Consider the following 18,777-nt stretch of genomic DNA (forward strand, 5'->3'; position numbering starts at 1 on the left):
CTTTATGCGATTTCGACCCTCAATGCCGCTCGCGGCCGCTCTTCTCCTGCTCGCGACCGGCTGCGCCCATGTCAACCGCAACGCAGCAGGCAGCCCCGGCGCGCCTGCGCTGGCTGACGACGCACCTCTTCACACCCGCGGCGGAACCAACCCCAACGCGCCCTATGAAGTCGCCGTCCAGAAGCCTCAGCTCGTCAAGCGCCCGGCCATCATCGACATCAACGCCGCCGCCCCCTGCAACGCCGCCAACCTCAATGTCTTTGAGACGGGAGCCAAGGTCAACGGCGCCTACCGCGCCGTCCGCCTCGCCTTCGTCAACACCGGCGCGCAGCCCTGCAAACTCGGCGGCTACCCCGCCATCAGTCTCATTGACCAGCAGGGCGGTCCCGTCGGCAGCATCTCCATTGAAAAGGTCACCGCTGACACCCTCACCGCGCAGCTGGGCCCCGCGCAGCAGGCCACCTTCACCCAGCCATCGCCCGAGGTGCTGCTCGCCCCGCGCGGCAACGCCTGGTTTGAGGTCGGCTACACCAGCAGCACAGACTGCCCCGCCATCTCCGGCATTGCCGTCTCCGCGCCCGGCACCCTCCACCTCTTCACCATCAACCACCCGCTGACCATCTGCGCCGGCAAAATCCAGGTCACCGCGCTGCGCGGCGACGAGGGCCAGGACTAGCCTCGCCCTCCACCTCAGCTTCCATGGCTATCTATCTGATATAGCGACTGATAAAGGGATCGTCCGAGTGCACCAGGTCGTGTGTCGATCCGTCGAAAACCAGCTTGCCCTCATTCAGCATCAGGAAGCTCGTCCGGTCATCGACCGTGCCCTCCGGCAGCAGCTCCATCCGGTTTTCCTTCTCGTTGTAGCGATTCATCGCCATCACAAACGCGTCCTGCAGCCGATGGGTAATCATCAGCGAGCTGCGCCGGAAGACATCCCGCTGCTTCACCACCAGCTCGATAATCGTCGTCGAGGTAATCGGATCGAGCCCGCCCGTCGGCGAGTCATAGAGCACCAGCGCCGGATTGCTCACCACCGCCCGCGCAATCGCCACCCTGCGCCGCATCCCGCCCGAGAGCTCTGACGGAACCTTCTCCATCGTGTGCTCCAGCTCCACCACCCGCAGCGCTTCCTTCACCCGCTCGTCGATCTCCTCATCGGGCACATGCTCTTCCATCAGCTGGTAGCCGACGTTGTCCCGCACCGTCAGGGAGTCGAACAGCGCGCCTTCCTGAAAAACCATGCCGATATGGTGCCGCAGCCTGAAGAGCTCCTGCTCCCGCATCGCGCTGACCTCTTCGCCGAACACCGTAATCCGCCCCGAGTCCGGCTTCAGCAGCCCGTTGGCCAGCTTCAGCAGCACGCTCTTGCCCACCCCCGCCGGCCCCAGCAGGATGCGCGTGTCCCCCTGCTCCAGCTTGAAGCTGATCCGGTCCAGCACCGGCTTGCCCTCGAAGCCGATCGACACGTCCTCAAAGAGGATCGCCGGCCCCGCAGGAGGCTGCCACTGTTGCGGCTCGGCTACCGGCGCTGCGCTCGCCATCCGTTCACCGTCCAAAGACTGAGATCATGAATTTGCTGATGATAAAGTCCACCACGATGATCAGCACCGACGACACCACCACCGCCTGCGTCGTCGAGCGCCCCACGCCCTGCGTGCCGCCCCGCGTCGTCATCCCGTAGAAGCAGCCGATCGTCGCGATAATAAAGCCGAAGAAGATCGGCTTCACCAGCCCCTGCAGAATGTCCGCAAACACCAGCGACTGGTAGGCCGTGTGGAAATACTGCGACCCGTCCTGCCCCAGCAGCACCACGGACACAAAAGCGCCGCCCAGCGTGCCCACCGCGTCCGAAATGATCGTCAGGAAAAACATCATGAAGATCGTTGAGACGATCCGCGGCATCACCAGCTTCTTCAGCGGATCGGTTCCCAGCGCCCGCATCGCGTCGATCTGCTCGGTCACCATCATCGAGCCGAGTTCGCTGGCCATTCCCGACGCATTCCGGCCTGAGACCATCAGGCTCGTCAGCACCGGCCCCAGCTCCTTGATCATCGACAGGCTCACCAGCTCGCCGGTAATCGCCGCCGCGCCAAAATTCGCCAGCGTCGAAGCCGAGTTCAGCGCCAGCACGCCCCCCGTAAAAAAACCGGTCAGGATCACGATCGGCAGCGAACCGATCCCGATTCTGTCCGCCTGCACAATAATGTCTGCCCCATAAAAGGGTTTGCGAAAGAGATTAGCGAGCGAACGCCCGGACAGCAGGGCATACTGCTGCACGGCACTGACGATCTTCTTGGCGGCTCTGTCGAGCGTCGGAAAAGGCATAGACGATCAGGGTGTTAGATGCAGAGAAGCCCCTGCTGACTCAAAAGCCGAGGGTATCACGAACCTCACCCCCCTGCTCGCATTCCCCCCTGCGCAGCGGCAGCCTTCTCCCGTTGTGTCTTACGGAGTGTCTCAATTTATTTGGTTCCATGTACACGGCACCGCCCGCGCTACGTTGAAACCGTGCGAGCCATTCGCAGTCGCCAGAGAAGATACGGCAGCATGGTGAGCGAGAGAATCGCCAAAATGTGAATCACCTCCGAAAAAATACCCTGCACCGAAGACCCAAACGTGAAGCTCATGAGGATATCTCCCGCTCCGCTGGCGACGGATGAGCGACTCGCGTGAACCTGGGCCGTGCCCCCCAGCAATGCGAGCAGGACCAGGCCGGCAAGGGGCCAGACCGCCTTCAATCTTTGGCGGGCGGCGATGAGTACCATGCCCCAGCCGATAACTACCGGCGCGCTGAAATAAATCAGTCTGCCCGCGCCAAAATACAAAATCGCCAATCCATCGATTCGAGCGAAAGGCGTATCGGCTCCCGGCAGGAAGATCTTCCAGCCCGACCACAAAATTAAACAAGCAACGAAGTAGGCCCCAGCCAGAAGCAGGAGCGGAGTGAGACCGAACATCACCCACGGCGCCCGCACGCTCCAGGATAGGAATTGGCGTTGGTCCATCATCGCCTTGCTGAGTTCGTTCACCCCCCCGAGGCGGAGCAGCGCGGCGGATTCCGCATCCTCCCGGCCGCGGCCCGCGCCATTCTCTTCCGCCGTCAGGTCGGCCAGATGATCCACGAGTTCGGTAAGATACCGCCTCACATGCCGTGGCGCAACGCCCGCCCGCAGCAGCCGTTCGCGCAGTTCATGAAATGGCTTCGCCATGTTGCCCTCCCGTCAGCATCTTGTGAATTGCACTCGCCAGATTGGCCCAAGTCTCCGACAGCTCAGACAAACGCCGCGATCCGGCGGGCGTTACGGAATAGTAGATACGGCTTCGGCCATTGACGGTCTTCCGCCGCGAGGTTAGCGCCCCATCGTGCTCCAACGCGTGCAGCACCGGATAGACCACACCTTCTCCGACGGCAACGACCGCATCAGTACGGCTGCGGATCGCCTGAACGATTTCATAGCCATACATCTCCTCCTGCTGGAGCAGCCTCAGAATCAGGAGCTCCGGAACCCCATTCATGAAATTTGGATTGGTTTCGCGCCCAGCCATCGAGAACCATGATACCTCGAACTGCAAGGTATAGAAAGATCGATGACATATTCGCTAGCAAAAGAAAACATCGTCGATTTGCGATCAGTCCCACCGCCTCCCATGCCATTTGCCAATGCAATGTGATGAAATCTATTGGTGGGGCCTCCAGCTCCAAACCGCCCCATCGACCACAAAGGAAGAGATGCGCATACCACTCCTGGCACTTGCTGTCGCCGCCTTCGGCATCGGCACCTCGGAATTCATCATCATGGGCCTGCTGCCTAATCTGGCGTCCAGCTTCCACGTCAGCATCCCCCGCGCCGGCATGCTCGTCTCCGGATACGCCCTCAGCGTCACCATCGGCTCGCCCATCGTCGCCGTCGCCATCGCCCGCCTTGAGCGCAAGACCGCGCTGCTGCTTCTCATGGGCATCTTCACCCTCGGCAACCTCGCCTGCGCCGTCGCCCCCACCTACGGCCTGCTCTTCTCCGCCCGCATCCTCACTGCCCTCTGCCACGGCGCATTCTTCGGAACAGGCAGCATCGTCGCCGCCGACCTCGTACCCAGAAAGCAGCGCGCGCAGGCCATCGCCCTCATGTTCTCCGGCCTCACCCTCGCCAACGTCCTCGGCGTTCCCGCGGGCACCGCGCTCGGGCAGGCCTTCGGCTGGCGAGCCTCCTTCTGGGCCATCGTTCCCATCGGCCTCATCGCCTCCGCGTTTCTCTTCTGGCTGCTCCCCCGCCAGCCCGCGGGCGACAACAGCCTCATCCACGAGTTCAGAATCCTCCGCCGCCCGCAGGTCCTGCTCGTTCTCGCCATGAGCACCCTCGCCTCGGCATCCCTCTTCTGTGTCTTCACCTACATCGCGCCCATGCTAGAGACCGTCACCGGAATCTCGCCGCACGCCGTCACCATCGTCCTCCTGCTCTTCGGCATCGGCATCACCGGCGGCAACTTCCTCGGCGGCTGGCTTAGTGACTGGCGCCAGATGCCGTCCATCATCGGCACCCTCGTCGTTCTCCTCTTCGTCCTTCTCTCCCTCTACAGCGCCGAACACTTCGTCATCCCCGCCGTCGGCATCATCCTCTTCTGGGGCTTCGTCCAGTTCGCCGCCGGCTCGCCCCTCCAGGCGCGTATCGTTGAGCAGGCCCACGGAGCCGCCAACCTCGCCTCCACCCTCAACCAGGGAGCCTTCAACCTCGGCAACGCCCTCGGAGCCTCCATCGGCGGCGTCATGCTCTCCATCGGCTTCGGCTACAGGAGCCTGCCGCTCGCCAGCGCTGTCGTCGCCGTCCTCGCTCTCCTGCTCGCCCTCTGGTCCTTCCGCCTCGACCGCCACGAGTCCGCCACCCGCGAACTCGCCTCCCTCGCCGCCGGCGAATACTGATCCAAATGGAAACGGCCCTGCGCCGCCACAGCGCAGGGCCATTCAACTACTCCAGCCTTACTTCAGGTTGATGTTTAACGAGCCGATATACTCCCGCGGCGCGCCCGGATCCACCAGCGTATATCCTCCAAAGCTCGTGCCGAAATAGCCGCCGCTCGTGATGTACGCCGTCGGGTTGTATTCCTTGTTGAACAGGTTCTCGACACCCAGCGAGAGCTTCAGCGGAATCTTCGACATCCACGACGGCAGGCTGCTGAAGTAGCGTCCCGTTCCATCGAGCGATGCATCCATGTTCAAGTTCACCACCCCATACCCCGGCGACGTCTGCTTGGTCGGCCCCGACGTCACGTTGCTGAAGAGATACCGCGTCCCCACATACTGCCACCACAGCCCCGGCGTAAATACAATGCCTTTATCGTCCGCCTTCAGCAGCGAAGTCAGCCCGAGGTTGGTCGTGTACTTCGGCGTATTTGAGATCGGATAGCTCGCAAAGTTCGTCGTCGATCCCCCCGGCACATAGGAGAGAAAGTAGTCATGCTGCACAATCGCGTTGCCGTGCACCTGCACAAAGCGGTTAGGCGCTTCGTCGAAGTTGATCGACACCCCGTTATAGGCCGCCGACGCCAGTGAGAAGGTAGCCGGCACTGAAGTATTCGAGAACTGCACGATCACCGTCTCGTTGGTCAGTTTCTCGTGGTAAAAAGTCGCATCCAGCGAGCATGTCCCAAAGATCGGCGCCGGACACTTCGTCACCAGCAGCCCCGCTTCCGAGTTCGCGCTCTTCACCGCCTTCAACGCATTCAGGTCGACTGACTTGGCCGAGCGGTTCGCGCCAAACGCCCCATCCGTCGGGTTCTGATAGGTGATGGCGAAGTTGCCATGCAGCGTCAGCCAGTCGATCGCGTGATACTGCGCGCCGACGGAGGGCGACAGCTTTGAGAAGTTCTTGCTCGCGTCCGCAGCCAGCTCCGGATCGTTTGCCGGCGGTGAATTCGGAAACTCCGACAGCCCTGTGTTGAAGAAGCTCGTCCGAAACATCTGCTCCGCCAGCCCCGGCGTAATGCTGATCTTCTGGTGCCACATGTCTATCCGGTCCTGCACAAACAGAAATCCGTAGTCGTTGTGCATCTTGAAGGCGTTGAAGAAGCTCGGACTATCCTTGCTCGTCCCCAGGTTCGGGTTGAACAGCGCCACCTTCGAGTGATACATCCCGTGCATCAGGTAGCCGCCAAACGATATGTCGTTATGCGGAGCTCTCGTTGAAAAAACAGCGCGGTCGCCGAATTCATTGGAAGATGGGTCATACCACTCCGAGTGCGTATTCGCCAGCGGCCCGTAGTAGTTCACCACCCGGTTATGCAGCCGGTAGCCATGCCGGTACCAGCTTGAGGCGTCCAGGTTCAGGTTCTGTGCCAGCGCCACCTGCAGCTTCGCATACACGATGTCGCTCTGCGTCTTGATCTGCTTGAACCACACATCCTTCGCCAGCGATGAGTAGAACCCGCTCGTCGGCTGGCTGTAGAGCTGTGCATCCGGCGGAATCGGCGTACTCGGCGCCGCATCCACGCCGTACAGCCCAGTCGTCGTCACCGCATCGCCGTTTTCGCTGATCGGCGTCAGCGGCACAAAGTTGGGCCGATACTCCGTGTTGCGCCCGTGATAGTAGCCCACGCTGAAGTCGCCGCGATCGAACACCCGCAGCATCTTCGCAAACGTCGAGTACCCCGACGACGGCGCCGTGAACGTCGGGTTGCCGATCGTCCCCGTGCGAAACGTATCGTTCGCCGCATATCCGGCAGCCAGCACTCCCGACCAACCCTTGTACATTCCCGTATTCGCCACGAAATGTTCCAGGTGCGTGTTGTAGCTGCCGTAGTCCGCGCCGCCGGTCATCGTAAATCCATGCTCCGTGCTCGGCTGCACCGGAACATAGTTCACCGTTCCGCCCACACTATCGAACCACCGGTTTGAGGGCGCTCCCGGCCCATAGTCCACCGCGATATTCGAGATCATATCCATGATCGGAATCTGCGTCGTCTGCCACTGCCCGTTATTCGCAATCATGTTGTTCATCGGAATGCCGTCGAAGAGAAAGCTGATCGCATTCCGCTGAACGTCTCCATTCACGCTCGACCATCCGCCCTTCACGCCGCGGATCACCACCTCGCTGCGCGCCGTCGCCGCCACGCCGCCGTATCCATACACAAACACGCCCGGAGCCGCCGTCAGCGCCTGCGCCGCACTGCCAAAGGGCCCTGCCACGCCTTCGATCTCCTGTTTCGAAATCGTCGCTTCTGTCACCGACGTCTCCGCCGCTCCTCCCGCCGTCACCGTCACTGACTCTGACACGGACGCAAGCGTCATCTTGATCGGAAGACTCAGCGACCTGCTCCCCTGCAGCGTTATCGCGTGCGTAGTCGCGGTGAACTCCGCCTTCTCTGCACTGACTAGATAGCCCCCCGGTGCAAGGTTTGAAAAAGTGTAAGTGCCATCCGGCCCCGTCACCAGGCTCACCGAGACTCCGCTCCCCTGGTTCAGTACCGTAACGCGCACCCCTGACAGCGCGACTCCGGAAGGTGTTGTAACTCGGCCCTGCAACTGGCTGCCCTGGGTGGTCTGGGCTGCCAGCAGGTGGTAGCCCATCAGAGACAACAGAACTGCGATTACGCGCAAAACACGCATATTTGGTGGACTCCGAAAGTTTCAGTGAATTTGGTTTTCTCTCAGCCCGTCAGTTCGAATGAACCTATCTGCCGAAGATGGAATAGCTTGTGAAGCTGTTCCCATTTCTAACTGGAGCAACCTTCGCGAGTGTCAACAGTGGGTGAATGATGTAAAAACCTTTTTAATTGGCAATCAGCGCCTGCAGTTAATCTTTCATTGCATTCAGCACTGCTTAAGCTTGCAACCCAAATGAAACATCAGCGGCAGCACCATCCACTGCTCCAAAACGAAAAACTGCCGCTTCACTTTCGCGAAGCGGCAGTCTGTTTTCCATCTTCTATTTCGCAGTTCCTACGGAGCTTCGATCAGTTCCATCTTTCCATCCCGCTTCCGGTGCAGCACATTCAGCTTGCCCACCATGTCGCGAAACACAAACACCTCGCGGTCGCGAAACTCCGCTTCCTTCACCGCCTCTTCCAGCGTCATCGGGCGCAGCGCCACTGAGTCCAGTGACCGCACCACGTGCGGCTCGGCAATCGGCGTCTTCGCCGGAAAGGAATGCACCGTCACCGGAATCGAGGCCTTCGCGTGTCCGTTGCCGTTCGTGCTCCCGCTGCCGCTGCTCTTGCTGTTGGTCTTCGGCGTCACGGCTTCGGCTGCCGTCCGGCTCACGCGCCTCTGGCGCGACAACTCCGGCTCCGCATCGATCTTCTCGTCCTTGGTTTGCCGCTTCTTCGAGTGCAGTTTCTTCTTGCAGCGGATCGCCTGAGTCTCCGCCTTATCCAGCGCTTCGCGGAGCGCCGTCTCCATCACCGTCGACTCTGAAATGCCGACCAGGTCCTGCAGCTTGCATTTCACGGTGATTTCAGCAATCTGACGGTACTTCTCCGCCGTCAGCACAACGTGGGCATTGATCGTATCTCCAAGGACTTTGGCAATGCGCGCCATCGATTCCTCGGCCAGCGTCTTCAACGCCGGGGTGACGGTCACCTGTCTGCCGGTGTACTCAACCTGCATGGTGAAAGCTCCCTTCGGGTACAGTAGTTTGACGTAAAAAATGCGAGTATACGCTACCCGCGTACCCTTCGCTGGTGCGTACTTGGTATCCGCATATCCTCTCGATACTTCGCTACCGTCCGCCGCGTCACGTTGATTCCCGATGTTTGCAGCATCAGCGCGATCTGGTCGTCGGTCAGCGGCTTGCTCGGATCCTCCTCTTCGATCAGCTTCTTTACCCTCCGCTTCAGCAGCATCAGCGGCGTTCCCGCGCCCTCCGGCCCGTTCACGCCCTCTGAGAAGAAGAAGCGCAGCTCATACACACCCTGCGGCGTGTGCACATATTTGTTTGATACCGCCCGGCTCACCGTCGATGGATGCACACCGATCTCTTCAGCCACTTCCTTGATCATCATCGGCTTCATCGCCTCGACGCCGTACTCAAGGAAGTCCTGTTGCCGTCTTACAATCGCCTCGCACGTACGCAGGATCGTATTCTTCCGCTGCTCGATATTCCTCATCAGCTGCAGCGCCGAGCGATAGCGTTCCTTCACGTAATCCTTGACGTCTTTGCCTGCATCCTGCTGCGTCAGCAGCTTCCGGTAGCCCTGGTTCAGCCGCAGCGTCGGCATGTCCTCTTCGTTCATTGAGACGACATACTCATCGCCCCGCTTCACAAACGCAACGTCCGGCTCAATCAGTCGCGCATCCGAGCGGTTATACCTCTGCCCCGGCCTCGGGTCCAGCGTGCGGATAAAGTCGATCACCTGCTGCGCCTGGTCCACCGTCAGCCCTGCCGCCCGCGACACCTCGCGCAGGTCGCGCTTCTGCAGCAGCGAGAGGTGCTTGTCTACGATCTTCATCGAAGAGTCGAAGATCCACGGCTGCCCGCAGGAGAGCTTCTCGTTGGCCGATGCCGCCATCTCCGCCATGATGCCCGCGTGGCTCATCCCATTCTGCTGGCCGTTGCCGTTGTGCCCGTTGCGGCTGTTCTGCGCCGCCTTCCGCGCATAGATCAGGTTGAACTCCCGCTGCTGCACCTCGATCTGCACCATCAGGCACTCGCGCAGACCGCGCGTCGCTATCCCCACCGGGTCCAGCTGCCGCACCAGCTTCAGTCCTTCTTCCAGGTGCTTCCGCGCCCGCTCCACCACCGCCTCCGGCAGTGAGGCCCGCGGCTCGCCGTCCTCGTTTCCGTTCTCTGCTTCTGCCTCGGGCGCCAGCTGCTCCCGCAGATAGCCATCCAGCAGCTCCTCATCCGTCGCCGGCAGGTAGCCGTCTTCGTCCAGGTTGCCGATGATGTACTCGGCCGCCTCGCGCATCGCCGGCGTCAGGCTCAGCGATCCCAGCTGCCAGAAGAGATGGTCGCTCAGCGTTCCCGGCTTCGAGAGATAGTTCTCGATCGAGGGCGTCTCCGTCAGTTCGAAACTGTTCGGTGACCGGAAGCCCGGGTCCAGATATTCCTGGAAATAGGAGCCGAAGTCGATCTCGTCGAAGGGGTCTTTCTTGTCCGCCTCGCCATCGGCCGCCTTCAGGTCGATCGGGCGCTCTTCCTCATTCCGCGCCGTGTCGTCGATCAGCGGAAGATTCTCGTCCAGCTCCTCGAGAATCGGGTTCTCGGTGATCTCAGCGTTGATCATCTCCTTCAACTCGAGCTTGTTCAACGCCAGCACGCTGACCATCTGCATCAGGCCCGGGGTCAGGATCTGTCGTTGAGATACTTTAAGGTTCAGCTTTGGTTGCAGAAGTGGCATCGCAGTATTGCACCAGGTATCAATCTTAGTAAGGGTTTTGGTTCCTTCAGTCTATAGTTGAAACCTTCCGGCCAGAAAGAGCTACATTACAGGCGGCAGCACTTTGGTCACCGCTGGAGTACACATTCACCACCGGCATCGCCGGCGAAATCTTCTCCAGTTTTCCCCACTCATCCATCTCCGCCCCTCAATCGAGCGAGAAACCCTCGCCCAGGTATACCCGGCGAACCTCGGCATCTCTTCCCAGCTGGTCCGGCGTTCCATGCCGGAAGATCCGGCCCTCGTTGATAATGTACGCTCTATCGGTCACGGACAGCGTTTCACGAACGTTATGATCTGTTATTAACACGCCGATGCCGCTCGCCTTCAGATCAAAAATGATCTCCTGAAGATCGAGGACCGCTATGGGATCGATTCCCGAAAAGGGCTCGTCCAGCAGGATGAACGATGGCTGAATGCACAGGCATCGCGCAATCTCCACCCTTCGCCGCTCACCGCCCGAGAGCGCGTAGCCGCGCGTCTTGCGAATATGTCCGAGGTTCAGCTGCTCGATCAGCTTCTCCGTCCGCGCCCGCCGCATCTCTGTTGAGATTGACTGCGCTTCCAGCACCGCCAGAATGTTTTCCTCGACGGTAAGTTTTCTGAAGACCGAAGGCTCCTGCGGCAAATAGCTGATGCCGTACTGCCGCGCCCGCAGATACATCGGCACCCGGGTGATATCCTGCCCGTCCGCCAGCACCCGTCCGGTATCCGGCGTCACCAGTCCGACGATCATGTAGAAGCTCGTCGTCTTGCCCGCGCCGTTCGGCCCCAGCAGCCCCACGACCTCGCCCCTGGAGATCTCCAGGCTTACGCCGCGCACTACCTGCCGTCCCTTGTAGGATTTGCCGATTTCGTCAGTAGAGAGCTTCTGCATTTATTTCGGTACGCGCGTGTCGGTCACAGCTCCAGACTGCCCTCCAGTTACCTCGACGCTATCATCCTGACTATTGAAAATCAATGCGGCCCCCGTGGTCCGGCCATGCTGTGCATCTTCAATCATTGGCTGCCGTTTCGGGCTGCCCGTCAGCACATATTTGCCGTCCTTAGCCGTGTAGACCAGCTTCTCGCCCGTCCCCTTGCGCCCCGGCTGCGTCAGCACCACGTGTCCCATCGCCACGATGTGGTCAATCTGGCTCGTGTGCGTCTGCTTCGCCGTCTGGGCATGCGTCCCGTTTGCCGCTGCCAGATACACCTGCGCCTCGTCGGAGTGGATCGTCCCATCCGCGTCCTCGGCCTTCACCCCACCGCGAAAATCTCCGCGCCGGTCCTGGTCGGAGTAGTCCAGCGTCCCGCTCTCGATCCGCACCACGTCAGCCTGCCGCTTCGGCCCCAGCATCGTCGCCAGCGTCGTGCGAACCCCCATCGTGCCCTTCGCTCCATGCGCCCGCAGCGACCCGTCCTTGCGCGACAGCTCGATCACCGGCGCGGTAATCGAGTTCGCCCCCTGCCACATGTGCGGCGGAGCCTTCTCCGTTCCCGTAAACCGGCTGATGCCGCTCGCGTGCGCAAACTCCGCCGCCGCCGCTACGATATGCACCGGCCCTTCGCCGCCCAGCTGCGGCCCTCCGCCCGGCTGCCCGTTATTCTTCTCCCCGTTGTTCTTCTCCTGGTAGGTCGCTCTCACGTCGCCCTTCGCCGCCGCGTCCCCCGATTCCCGGTTATAGTCCACCGCGCTCGCCGTCAGGTCCAGCGCCCCGTTCTCCAGCCGCGCCCCTCCCGTCAGGTGCAGCACCTGGTCCGCCTCGTGGTAATCGGCACGCTGCGCCGTCGCATGCAGCCCCGCCGCGCCCTTCTTCGCCGGCGTCTGCGTCAGCACCACGTGCCCCACCTGCACCGCCGAGCTGATCTGGCTCGTGTTGAATCCGCCCTGCTCCGCCTGCTTCGCGTCCCGTCCCGCCGCCCGCTCCGCCGGCGCCGGCGCAAACAGCACCTTCAGCACATCTCCGCTGCTGGTGTTCACACTTCCGTCCTGCGCCTTGTCGATAATCTTCGTCTGCCCGCTGCCATCCAGCTGCCGTATCGTGTTCCGCTCGCCCAGCGTCGCCAGCAGCTGATCGCCCATGAGCGTCGTATCCTGCCCCGCGCCCTTGGTTGGCAGCGAACGCAGCGTCATCACCGCTCCCCCGCGCACCAGCACCTTGTCCGCCAAGCTCTTGTTCCCCGGCTCCTGCCTGAAGTTCACATCCACCTGCGAACCCCGCAGCTCCCGCGTCGCCGATCCCCGCGGGTCTCCGCGCAGCCCGTTCACCTGTTCCACCACGCTCACCGTGTTGCGCAGCTGCGCATGCGTGATCGTCGACTCCGGCCCAAAGTTCACCGTGCCCTCATTCGCCACCCCGTGCATCGTCTGCCCCGGCCGCTTCATCGCAAAGATGACGCCGCCGCTCATGTCCGCCCGCGTCGGCTGGCTCTTCCCGTCCAGCAGAATCACCGCCTTCTGCGACTGCATCGTCGTACCTGTATCCGTCGCCACGTGCACATCGCCCTCGGCGTCGATCCGGTCCGTCGTCCCGTCTTTTCTGAAGTGCAGCACCGCTGTCTTCGCCGAGCTCTTCTCGTTCCTGAAGTCGGTCACCGGGCTCAGCAGATACGCCTGCTGCGTCGACCGCATCATCTGCGCATGCGCCGCATGCACCGTCGCCGCATTCCCGTCCGTACTCGTCGTAAACTCGACCTGGCTGCCCAGCACCAGCAGCCCCGTCTTCGAGTTGTAACTCGCTCCCATCGCCTGCCCTGCCGCCTTCGGCAGCTGAAACTCCGCGTGCTGCGCCGTCTCTGCCTCGCCCGTCTTCTGGTTAAAGCTCAGCCCGCTCGTCTTCACATGGATCGTCGACCGCTGCGCCTGCCCATCGTTCCCGTCGCCCTTCTCGGCTCCCTCGCCCGCCGGGCCCTCCAGGTCGATCTCCACCTGTCCCTGCGCCGTCGCAATCCCCGCCGCCTGGTCATAGTCGAAGTCGCTGCCGTAGATCTTGTCCACCCGCCCGCTGCCCGGCGGCCCATAGAGCGTGATCGCCACATCGTGCAGCAGCGCATGGCCGCCTTTGAACTGCGTCAGCTTCGACGCCCGCAGCGTAAACAGCGTGTGCCCCTGCCCATCTGATTGGGAATAGGTGAACCCGTTCGCCGTCTGCTGAATATTCGCGCCCAGCTTCCCCGGCAGGTCTTTGGTGATGCGCGTCAGCTGCCGCCGCGCATAAAAGAAGAACCCCGCCAGCACCACCACCAGCAGCACCGCCGCGACAATGATCCCCCTGCGCAGCTTCTCGATCGTCATCCGCATCTGCTGGTCATCCGTTCACGCAGCCGCACTGCCCCACTAGTTCACCTGCTGCAGCCGCGCAATCAGCTTCTGCGCCAGGCTCTCCCCGGACTCCGACCACAGCAGCCGCGAAGAAATCCCGCAGTTCTGCTGCACCGCATTGGTGAAGTCGACCAGCATCTTCACGTTCTCCTTCACCTTCCGCGTCGCCTCCTCGTCCATCTCCACATCCTCATGCAGAAAGGCCGTATCCGGCCCGAAGTCCACTCGGATATGCCCGTTCTGCTCAAACGCGCCCTCGTCGAACTCCGGCCCAAAGCCCACAATCCGCACCGTCCGCGCCTCCTTGCGCCAGATCGGGTCCAGCGGCCCCTGCGGCTCCGGAGCCCACAGCTCCCACGTCATCTCAAACTCATACGCAAAGTCGTCATGCAGCAGTTCCAGCGCCACCGGCACCGCCCGTCCCGGCTCTGAAGCCTCAAGCTCGTCCTCATCCGGCGGCTGGTTGGGGTTGATGTCATAAATGCGCTGATACGCCGGCGTCTCGCGCCAGGAGATCGGATACGCAGCCGCCGCCTTCACCCCGGGAAACCCGCTGGTCGCAGCAAACTGTTCCATCACTTTCACAAGCGCGGGGCCGAGCGAGAGAAGTCGAAAATTCGGATACCAAAGACTGAGGTAGAGTTGATCGGCCATCCCTCTATGCTAAGACCTTTCCCATTTTCCGTGCAGTCTCCCACCGCCCCCCTCCTGCCAAAACCGCTCATTGGCAGTAAGCTAACTTCATGGGAAGCAAAAACGTAGGAAAACGAGAAACCAAGAAGCCCGCCAAACCCCAACCCAAACCGGCCCCCGGCCGCCGCCGCGAAGACGCCATCTCCACCCCCGCCACCATCAACAAAAAGCCCTGATCGCTGAGTTGGTGCAGCCGCCATTCAATACGAAGGTGACGGTCCAGTGCTCCCTTTCGGCGGCTTCGCCAAGGAATATATCCTCCCCGATTCCATTGTTTACACGGACGAATGGTCGCAACTCTCCAGAGCCGATGTTCATTTCGCTTTTGGACGAGATTGCGGAGTCGCTGAAGTCACAGACTTTCGTAGAATCGAGAGATGTAAAGGATTCTCGGGTAATGGGCTGCATTATCCGCTGAGGCTTCTCTAGTGGGCTTATAATCAGGACTTTTCGCGCGCGGCTCACTGCTGCCAGAGTTGCCGCTCATGCTGCTGTGATTCTCCGGCGGACTGTATCATGACTCGCCGGAAAGGCTGATGGGTTACACCTTAAAGCGAGATTCGAACCACGAGATTACATATTCCACAGCAGCGCACATTGCTTTGATTTCAATGTCAAATCGCCCTCCTGGCGGTATCGGGATTTCATCGATAAATACCTCCAATTGAAGGGCAGTTTCAAATTTCACCTTACAGTGTTGCGTCAAATCAGCCCCTCTAATTTCAAAGAAGAGGAATGGCTCATCGCTTTCTAGAAAATTAACTCTGACACGTTTGATCCCTCGGATGGTAATGGTTTCGGGAGTCGGAAGATACCTGAAATCGAGTTCCGTGGGAAAGGCTGCGACCACATGCGGGAGCCTATGCCTGTCTTTTCTGGCGCAATCGTGAATCAAAAGCAAGTGTGTCATGAAATCCCGCATTCCCAGGTCTGTCGTATTAGGAATGTTGTAAGGCTGAATAGATTTGATCCAAGCAACCAACTCGTTTGGGAAGTCCCGCTTGTCTATGGATACACGCTTGAATCTATCTTCAGTGCTGCAGATGGGGAATTCGAGAGTATCTGCTTTGATGGGGGGATCGGGATACTTGAGGAATACTGCGGCCTGATAAATCGTGGAATCAAGAGCAGAGCGCAAGTTATAAAAGAACTCTCCCAGTTCAAGAGCGAGAGTGTTTTCCCTCGAAAACTTGGCGACGGCACGAGTGGCCCCAAATGTCCAATCGCTGTCTGGCTCAGTGACGAATTCGTAGGCGTCTGGACTGCAGATTCTTTCCCACTCAGCCTGAAAAGCTTTGAGGTGGAATACAGCCCTATCTAGTCGCTTCCAGCTGTCTGGGAACGATCGGCGATCCATGTCATCACGATTTTCTCATACGTGACGAGAGGGGATAATTGCCATGGAGTCATTGCGATTACAGTCGTTGCCGCGCTGGGATGGATACTACTCACCTACGCCACCGGGTGAGCAGGCAAACCGCGACCAGCCAATTCCGCTGCGCCGTCCACCCCGCACTAAACCCGAAGTCTCACCGCACTCGTCAAAGCCACCACCAACTCCTCGTCTGACAGGGTTCCCACTCGCGCCGTGATCGTCGCCCCATAACTCTCGTAGACGATGATGGCATCGTCCTCAGCGGCGTAGACGACCGCGCCCTTCCAATCGGTGATGGCGACCCGCGTTCCTTCTTTCGTCACGGTATACATGGGCTCTCCTCGCGGCGCCAATTTTACGCCCGCCCTCTCGCGTCCGAGAAGCAGCCTTAATGCCCGTCCCGCGCAAACACCGCCCGCGACTTCGACCACACCAGCCGATATCGGTTGCCCCTCCGCACATTCGACACCACGCTCGGCCTGAAGCACGCGAGGCATGTTCCACTCGGCCTCCGCACACTCGGGTAGATCACCCCCAGCGACCCCATCTCCAGCAGCCGCACCGTCAGCCGCTGCGACTCGATGTAGCTCCCGCCCTCCAGGCACGCGGCAAACTCCTCGCGCCCCCGTAGATCGTGAAAGCTCCCCGTAAAGTCCGCGAGGTACTCGTCATACTGCGTCTCCTCACGCTCAGTCCAGTTGATCTCCGCAAACTCCAGCGTCTTGTGGAAGATCACCTCCGCCTTCGCCGTCGCAATCTCAAAGGCCGCATACCACGCCCCCCGCTCCGACGTTGAAAACCGCGCCCCCATCGGGTTCGGGTGCGCAAAGGCAGCGTTGATGATCCGGTAGTGCGGCACCTGGAAGACAAGCTCCCGCTGCGAGATTCCCGGCAGCTGGTTCTCCTCTGCCTCCAGTCGCGCGTTCGTCGCGTTGTCCAGTTCAAAGATCGCCTGCAGGTGCTGGTCGTCGTCCGCGATCCGCGTCAGCACTGACTCATAGTTGCTGCCGTACTTCGCCGGCAGCAGCCTGTGCGTGTCGAATCGGCGCAGCGCCGTCACCGGCGGCAGCCCGGTCGGCGTCTCTCCGGCGGGCAGCGGCAGCTCCGGATGAGCCTCTCTCTGCGCCCTCACGCTCTCGAGCGTACTGGCGCGCGGGTCCTCGTTCACCGTCATCCACCGCGGCGCGCATCGAGCAGCCTGCGCACCACCTCCATCGCCGGTGTCCCGCCCTGCAGCATGTAGGCCAGCGGCGTCCTTCCGCCGAAGATCGGGTTCGAGTTCTCCAGCTGCACCCACTTATCCGCCAGCCGTGGCCCATAGAGGATGTTCAGCGCCTTGAAAATCCCCACCAGGTAGGAAATCCGCGTCAGCCGGTCCTGTTCGAGCGCCCGCTGCGGTGACTGCTTCAGCTGGTAGTAGGCTCCGTTTGAGATCCCTCCCAGCAGCTGCCGCGCATCCTCATCCCTCACCTGCCACTTTTCCATCATGTTGAAGAAGGCCCGCAGCGCCGGAGCCGACAGCCGCCGTCGCTCCTCCAGCCGGGATAAATCCGGCATCGCCGGCGGCGCATAGAGCGTCGCCGGATAATTTGTCGCCTGCCCTTGGGATGCTTTTGCCATAAACTCCACTTGTGGATAAGTATAGCTCCAAAAGTGGAGAAAGAAGAACGATTATCGCTCGCCCTCTCTTTTGCACCATGCGCGGTGCAGTCTTCCGCGCACGTTTCCTGCCAATTCAGCGCGCATCGACCTCTGCGTGACTCTGCCGGATGATCCCCGGGCCGTTCGCCGCGTTGATTACCACATGCGACATCGCCACGTCAGCATCGCGAATGGTCAGACCACTCTTCGCGCCTATGGTGATATTGCTCAGCTTCACCTTCTTCACCGGACTCTCCGGCAGCCCCACAATTTCGCCCGCCTCCCGCGCCCCCGTGATGGTCACGTTCTTGATGTTGATGTTGCGAAAGCGCGGCGTGTGCATGCTCATCGGCTGCGCCGTATCCGTCGCCGGAATCCTCGGGTAGTACTCTGTGATCAGCAGCGGCATCGGCACATTGATGATGCGGATCTTGTCATAGTTCAGGTCGTAGAGATCGTTGCCGCGCCCGCGATTGGACTTGATCCTGATACCGTTCGTCGTATTCTCGATGGTGATATTGCTGGCCTTCAGGTCATGCACTCCGCCCGCCACCTCGCTGCCGATCGAGAGCCCGTGCCCATGTAGAAAATGCGAGTTGCGGATCACCACGTGCGACGTTGCGATATTCGGCTCGCCCCGCTCCACCAGCCCCGATTTGATCGCGATGTCGTCGTCGCCCGTGTCGATCGTGACCTTCTCGATCAGCACGTGATCGCAGGAAAAAGGATCGATGCCGTCTGTGTTCGGCGCATTCGAAGGGTTCCTGATCGTCACCCCCTTCACTGTCAGATAGCTGCAGATGAAGCAGGTAATGTTGTACATCGGCGAGTTCGTCACCGTCAGGCCTTCAATCCGAACGCGCTGCGAACGGGTAATATCGATCAGGAACGGGCGCGGATGGCCTTCGCTGCCCAGCGTGTCATGCACCTTCTTGAACTTCCGCGCCATTTCCCACCACGCCTCGCCGCTGCCGTCGATCGTTCCCTGGCCGGTAATGCTGATGTTTGTCTGCGAACTGGCGTGGATCAGAGCCACGCGCCGCCACGGCGCATCTTCCCGCAGTGGGTAGTCCTCCATATTCTTTGAGCCCAGCAGCACCGCGCCCTTGTCAATCTCCAGGTTCACATAGGACTTCAGTTCGAGTGGAGCGCTCAGGAATGTGCCGCCCTTTAGCACTACCCTGCCGCCGCCGCGCTCGCTGCAGTCGTCGATAGCCGCCTGGATCGCATGCGTATCCATCGTGACGCCGTCCGCCTTGGCCCCGTAGTTCTGTGCGATACAGGTGTGGTGGTGAGACTCGGCCACCGCCGTCAGGGGCAGCAGCCCCAGCATTACAATCGCAACTGCGAGACGCGTCATCGTTCGTCTTCCTTTAAGAGTGGTTAGACCACG

The 18,777-nt window shown here is 60.8% G+C and carries 17 protein-coding genes; 2 read left to right on the forward strand and 15 right to left on the reverse strand.

Annotated features, from left to right (window positions below):
- The first annotated feature begins 4 nt into the window (after positions 1-4).
- Complete coding sequence (locus C7378_RS08560) at positions 5-676, forward strand: DUF4232 domain-containing protein (protein WP_131994702.1); 672 nt, start codon at positions 5-7, stop codon at positions 674-676.
- Between the two features lie 31 nt (positions 677-707).
- Here C7378_RS08560 and C7378_RS08565 read toward each other — a convergent pair whose 3' ends face one another.
- The 4 genes from C7378_RS08565 to C7378_RS08580 all read right to left on the reverse strand — a co-directional run bounded on the left by C7378_RS08565 (position 708) and on the right by C7378_RS08580 (position 3,549).
- Entirely contained in the window at positions 708-1,544 is an 837-nt protein-coding gene (locus C7378_RS08565) for an ABC transporter ATP-binding protein (RefSeq protein WP_131994705.1), read from the reverse strand.
- 4 nt (positions 1,545-1,548) lie between these two features.
- Positions 1,549-2,328 carry an MlaE family ABC transporter permease gene (locus C7378_RS08570; RefSeq protein ID WP_131994708.1) on the reverse strand — a complete coding sequence of 260 codons (780 nt, stop codon included), beginning with the start codon at positions 2,326-2,328 and terminating at the stop codon, positions 1,549-1,551.
- Positions 2,329-2,498: 170 nt separating this feature from the next.
- Positions 2,499-3,212, reverse strand: coding sequence for a hypothetical protein (locus C7378_RS08575; protein ID WP_131994711.1), 714 nt, complete (start codon positions 3,210-3,212; stop codon positions 2,499-2,501).
- Positions 3,193-3,549, reverse strand: a complete 357-nt coding sequence (locus tag C7378_RS08580; RefSeq protein WP_131994714.1) for a PadR family transcriptional regulator — start codon at positions 3,547-3,549, stop codon at positions 3,193-3,195. The genes C7378_RS08575 and C7378_RS08580 overlap by 20 nt, the downstream gene beginning before the upstream one ends.
- A gap of 184 nt (positions 3,550-3,733) precedes the next feature.
- Between C7378_RS08580 and C7378_RS08585 the strand changes: the two genes are divergently transcribed.
- On the forward strand, positions 3,734-4,918 hold the full coding sequence (locus C7378_RS08585; RefSeq protein WP_131994717.1) for an MFS transporter: 1,185 nt from the start codon (positions 3,734-3,736) through the stop codon (positions 4,916-4,918).
- A 57-nt stretch (positions 4,919-4,975) separates the two neighbouring features.
- Here the strand turns inward: C7378_RS08585 and C7378_RS08590 are convergent, their stop codons facing one another.
- From C7378_RS08590 to C7378_RS08640, 11 genes are all read right to left on the reverse strand, one after another.
- A complete protein-coding gene (locus C7378_RS08590) occupies positions 4,976-7,600 on the reverse strand; it encodes a TonB-dependent receptor (RefSeq protein WP_131994720.1) in 2,625 nt (874 codons plus the stop codon).
- A 333-nt stretch (positions 7,601-7,933) separates the two neighbouring features.
- Positions 7,934-8,599, reverse strand: coding sequence for a ribosome hibernation-promoting factor, HPF/YfiA family (gene hpf, locus C7378_RS08595; RefSeq protein ID WP_131994723.1), 666 nt, complete (start codon positions 8,597-8,599; stop codon positions 7,934-7,936).
- A gap of 53 nt (positions 8,600-8,652) precedes the next feature.
- Positions 8,653-10,332, reverse strand: coding sequence for an RNA polymerase factor sigma-54 (locus C7378_RS08600; RefSeq protein WP_131994726.1), 1,680 nt, complete (start codon positions 10,330-10,332; stop codon positions 8,653-8,655).
- 187 nt (positions 10,333-10,519) lie between these two features.
- Positions 10,520-11,248, reverse strand: coding sequence for an LPS export ABC transporter ATP-binding protein (gene lptB / locus C7378_RS08605; RefSeq protein WP_131994729.1), 729 nt, complete (start codon positions 11,246-11,248; stop codon positions 10,520-10,522).
- On the reverse strand, positions 11,249-13,648 hold the full coding sequence (locus C7378_RS18055; RefSeq protein ID WP_165876715.1) for an LptA/OstA family protein: 2,400 nt from the start codon (positions 13,646-13,648) through the stop codon (positions 11,249-11,251).
- Between the two features lie 42 nt (positions 13,649-13,690).
- Positions 13,691-14,329: a hypothetical protein gene (locus C7378_RS08615; protein ID WP_131994735.1), complete on the reverse strand. Its 639-nt coding sequence runs from the start codon at positions 14,327-14,329 to the stop codon at positions 13,691-13,693.
- 580 nt (positions 14,330-14,909) lie between these two features.
- Positions 14,910-15,725: a hypothetical protein gene (locus C7378_RS08620; protein ID WP_131994738.1), complete on the reverse strand. Its 816-nt coding sequence runs from the start codon at positions 15,723-15,725 to the stop codon at positions 14,910-14,912.
- 158 nt (positions 15,726-15,883) lie between these two features.
- A complete protein-coding gene (locus tag C7378_RS08625; protein ID WP_131994741.1) occupies positions 15,884-16,075 on the reverse strand; it encodes a hypothetical protein in 192 nt (63 codons plus the stop codon).
- Between the two features lie 56 nt (positions 16,076-16,131).
- Positions 16,132-16,911 (reverse strand): RES family NAD+ phosphorylase, encoded by a 780-nt coding sequence (locus C7378_RS08630; RefSeq protein WP_207901384.1) that lies wholly within the window; start codon positions 16,909-16,911, stop codon positions 16,132-16,134.
- A 2-nt stretch (positions 16,912-16,913) separates the two neighbouring features.
- Positions 16,914-17,363 (reverse strand): antitoxin Xre/MbcA/ParS toxin-binding domain-containing protein, encoded by a 450-nt coding sequence (locus C7378_RS08635; RefSeq protein ID WP_131994747.1) that lies wholly within the window; start codon positions 17,361-17,363, stop codon positions 16,914-16,916.
- Between the two features lie 115 nt (positions 17,364-17,478).
- The gene (locus C7378_RS08640) at positions 17,479-18,744 is read right to left on the reverse strand and encodes a glycoside hydrolase family 28 protein (protein ID WP_165876716.1); all 1,266 of its coding nucleotides are present in this window, start codon (positions 18,742-18,744) and stop codon (positions 17,479-17,481) included.
- Positions 18,745-18,777 lie beyond the last annotated feature (33 nt).

Origin of the sequence: Acidipila rosea (assembly GCF_004339725.1) — a bacterium.
In the GTDB taxonomy this organism is placed as follows: domain Bacteria; phylum Acidobacteriota; class Terriglobia; order Terriglobales; family Acidobacteriaceae; genus Acidipila; species Acidipila rosea.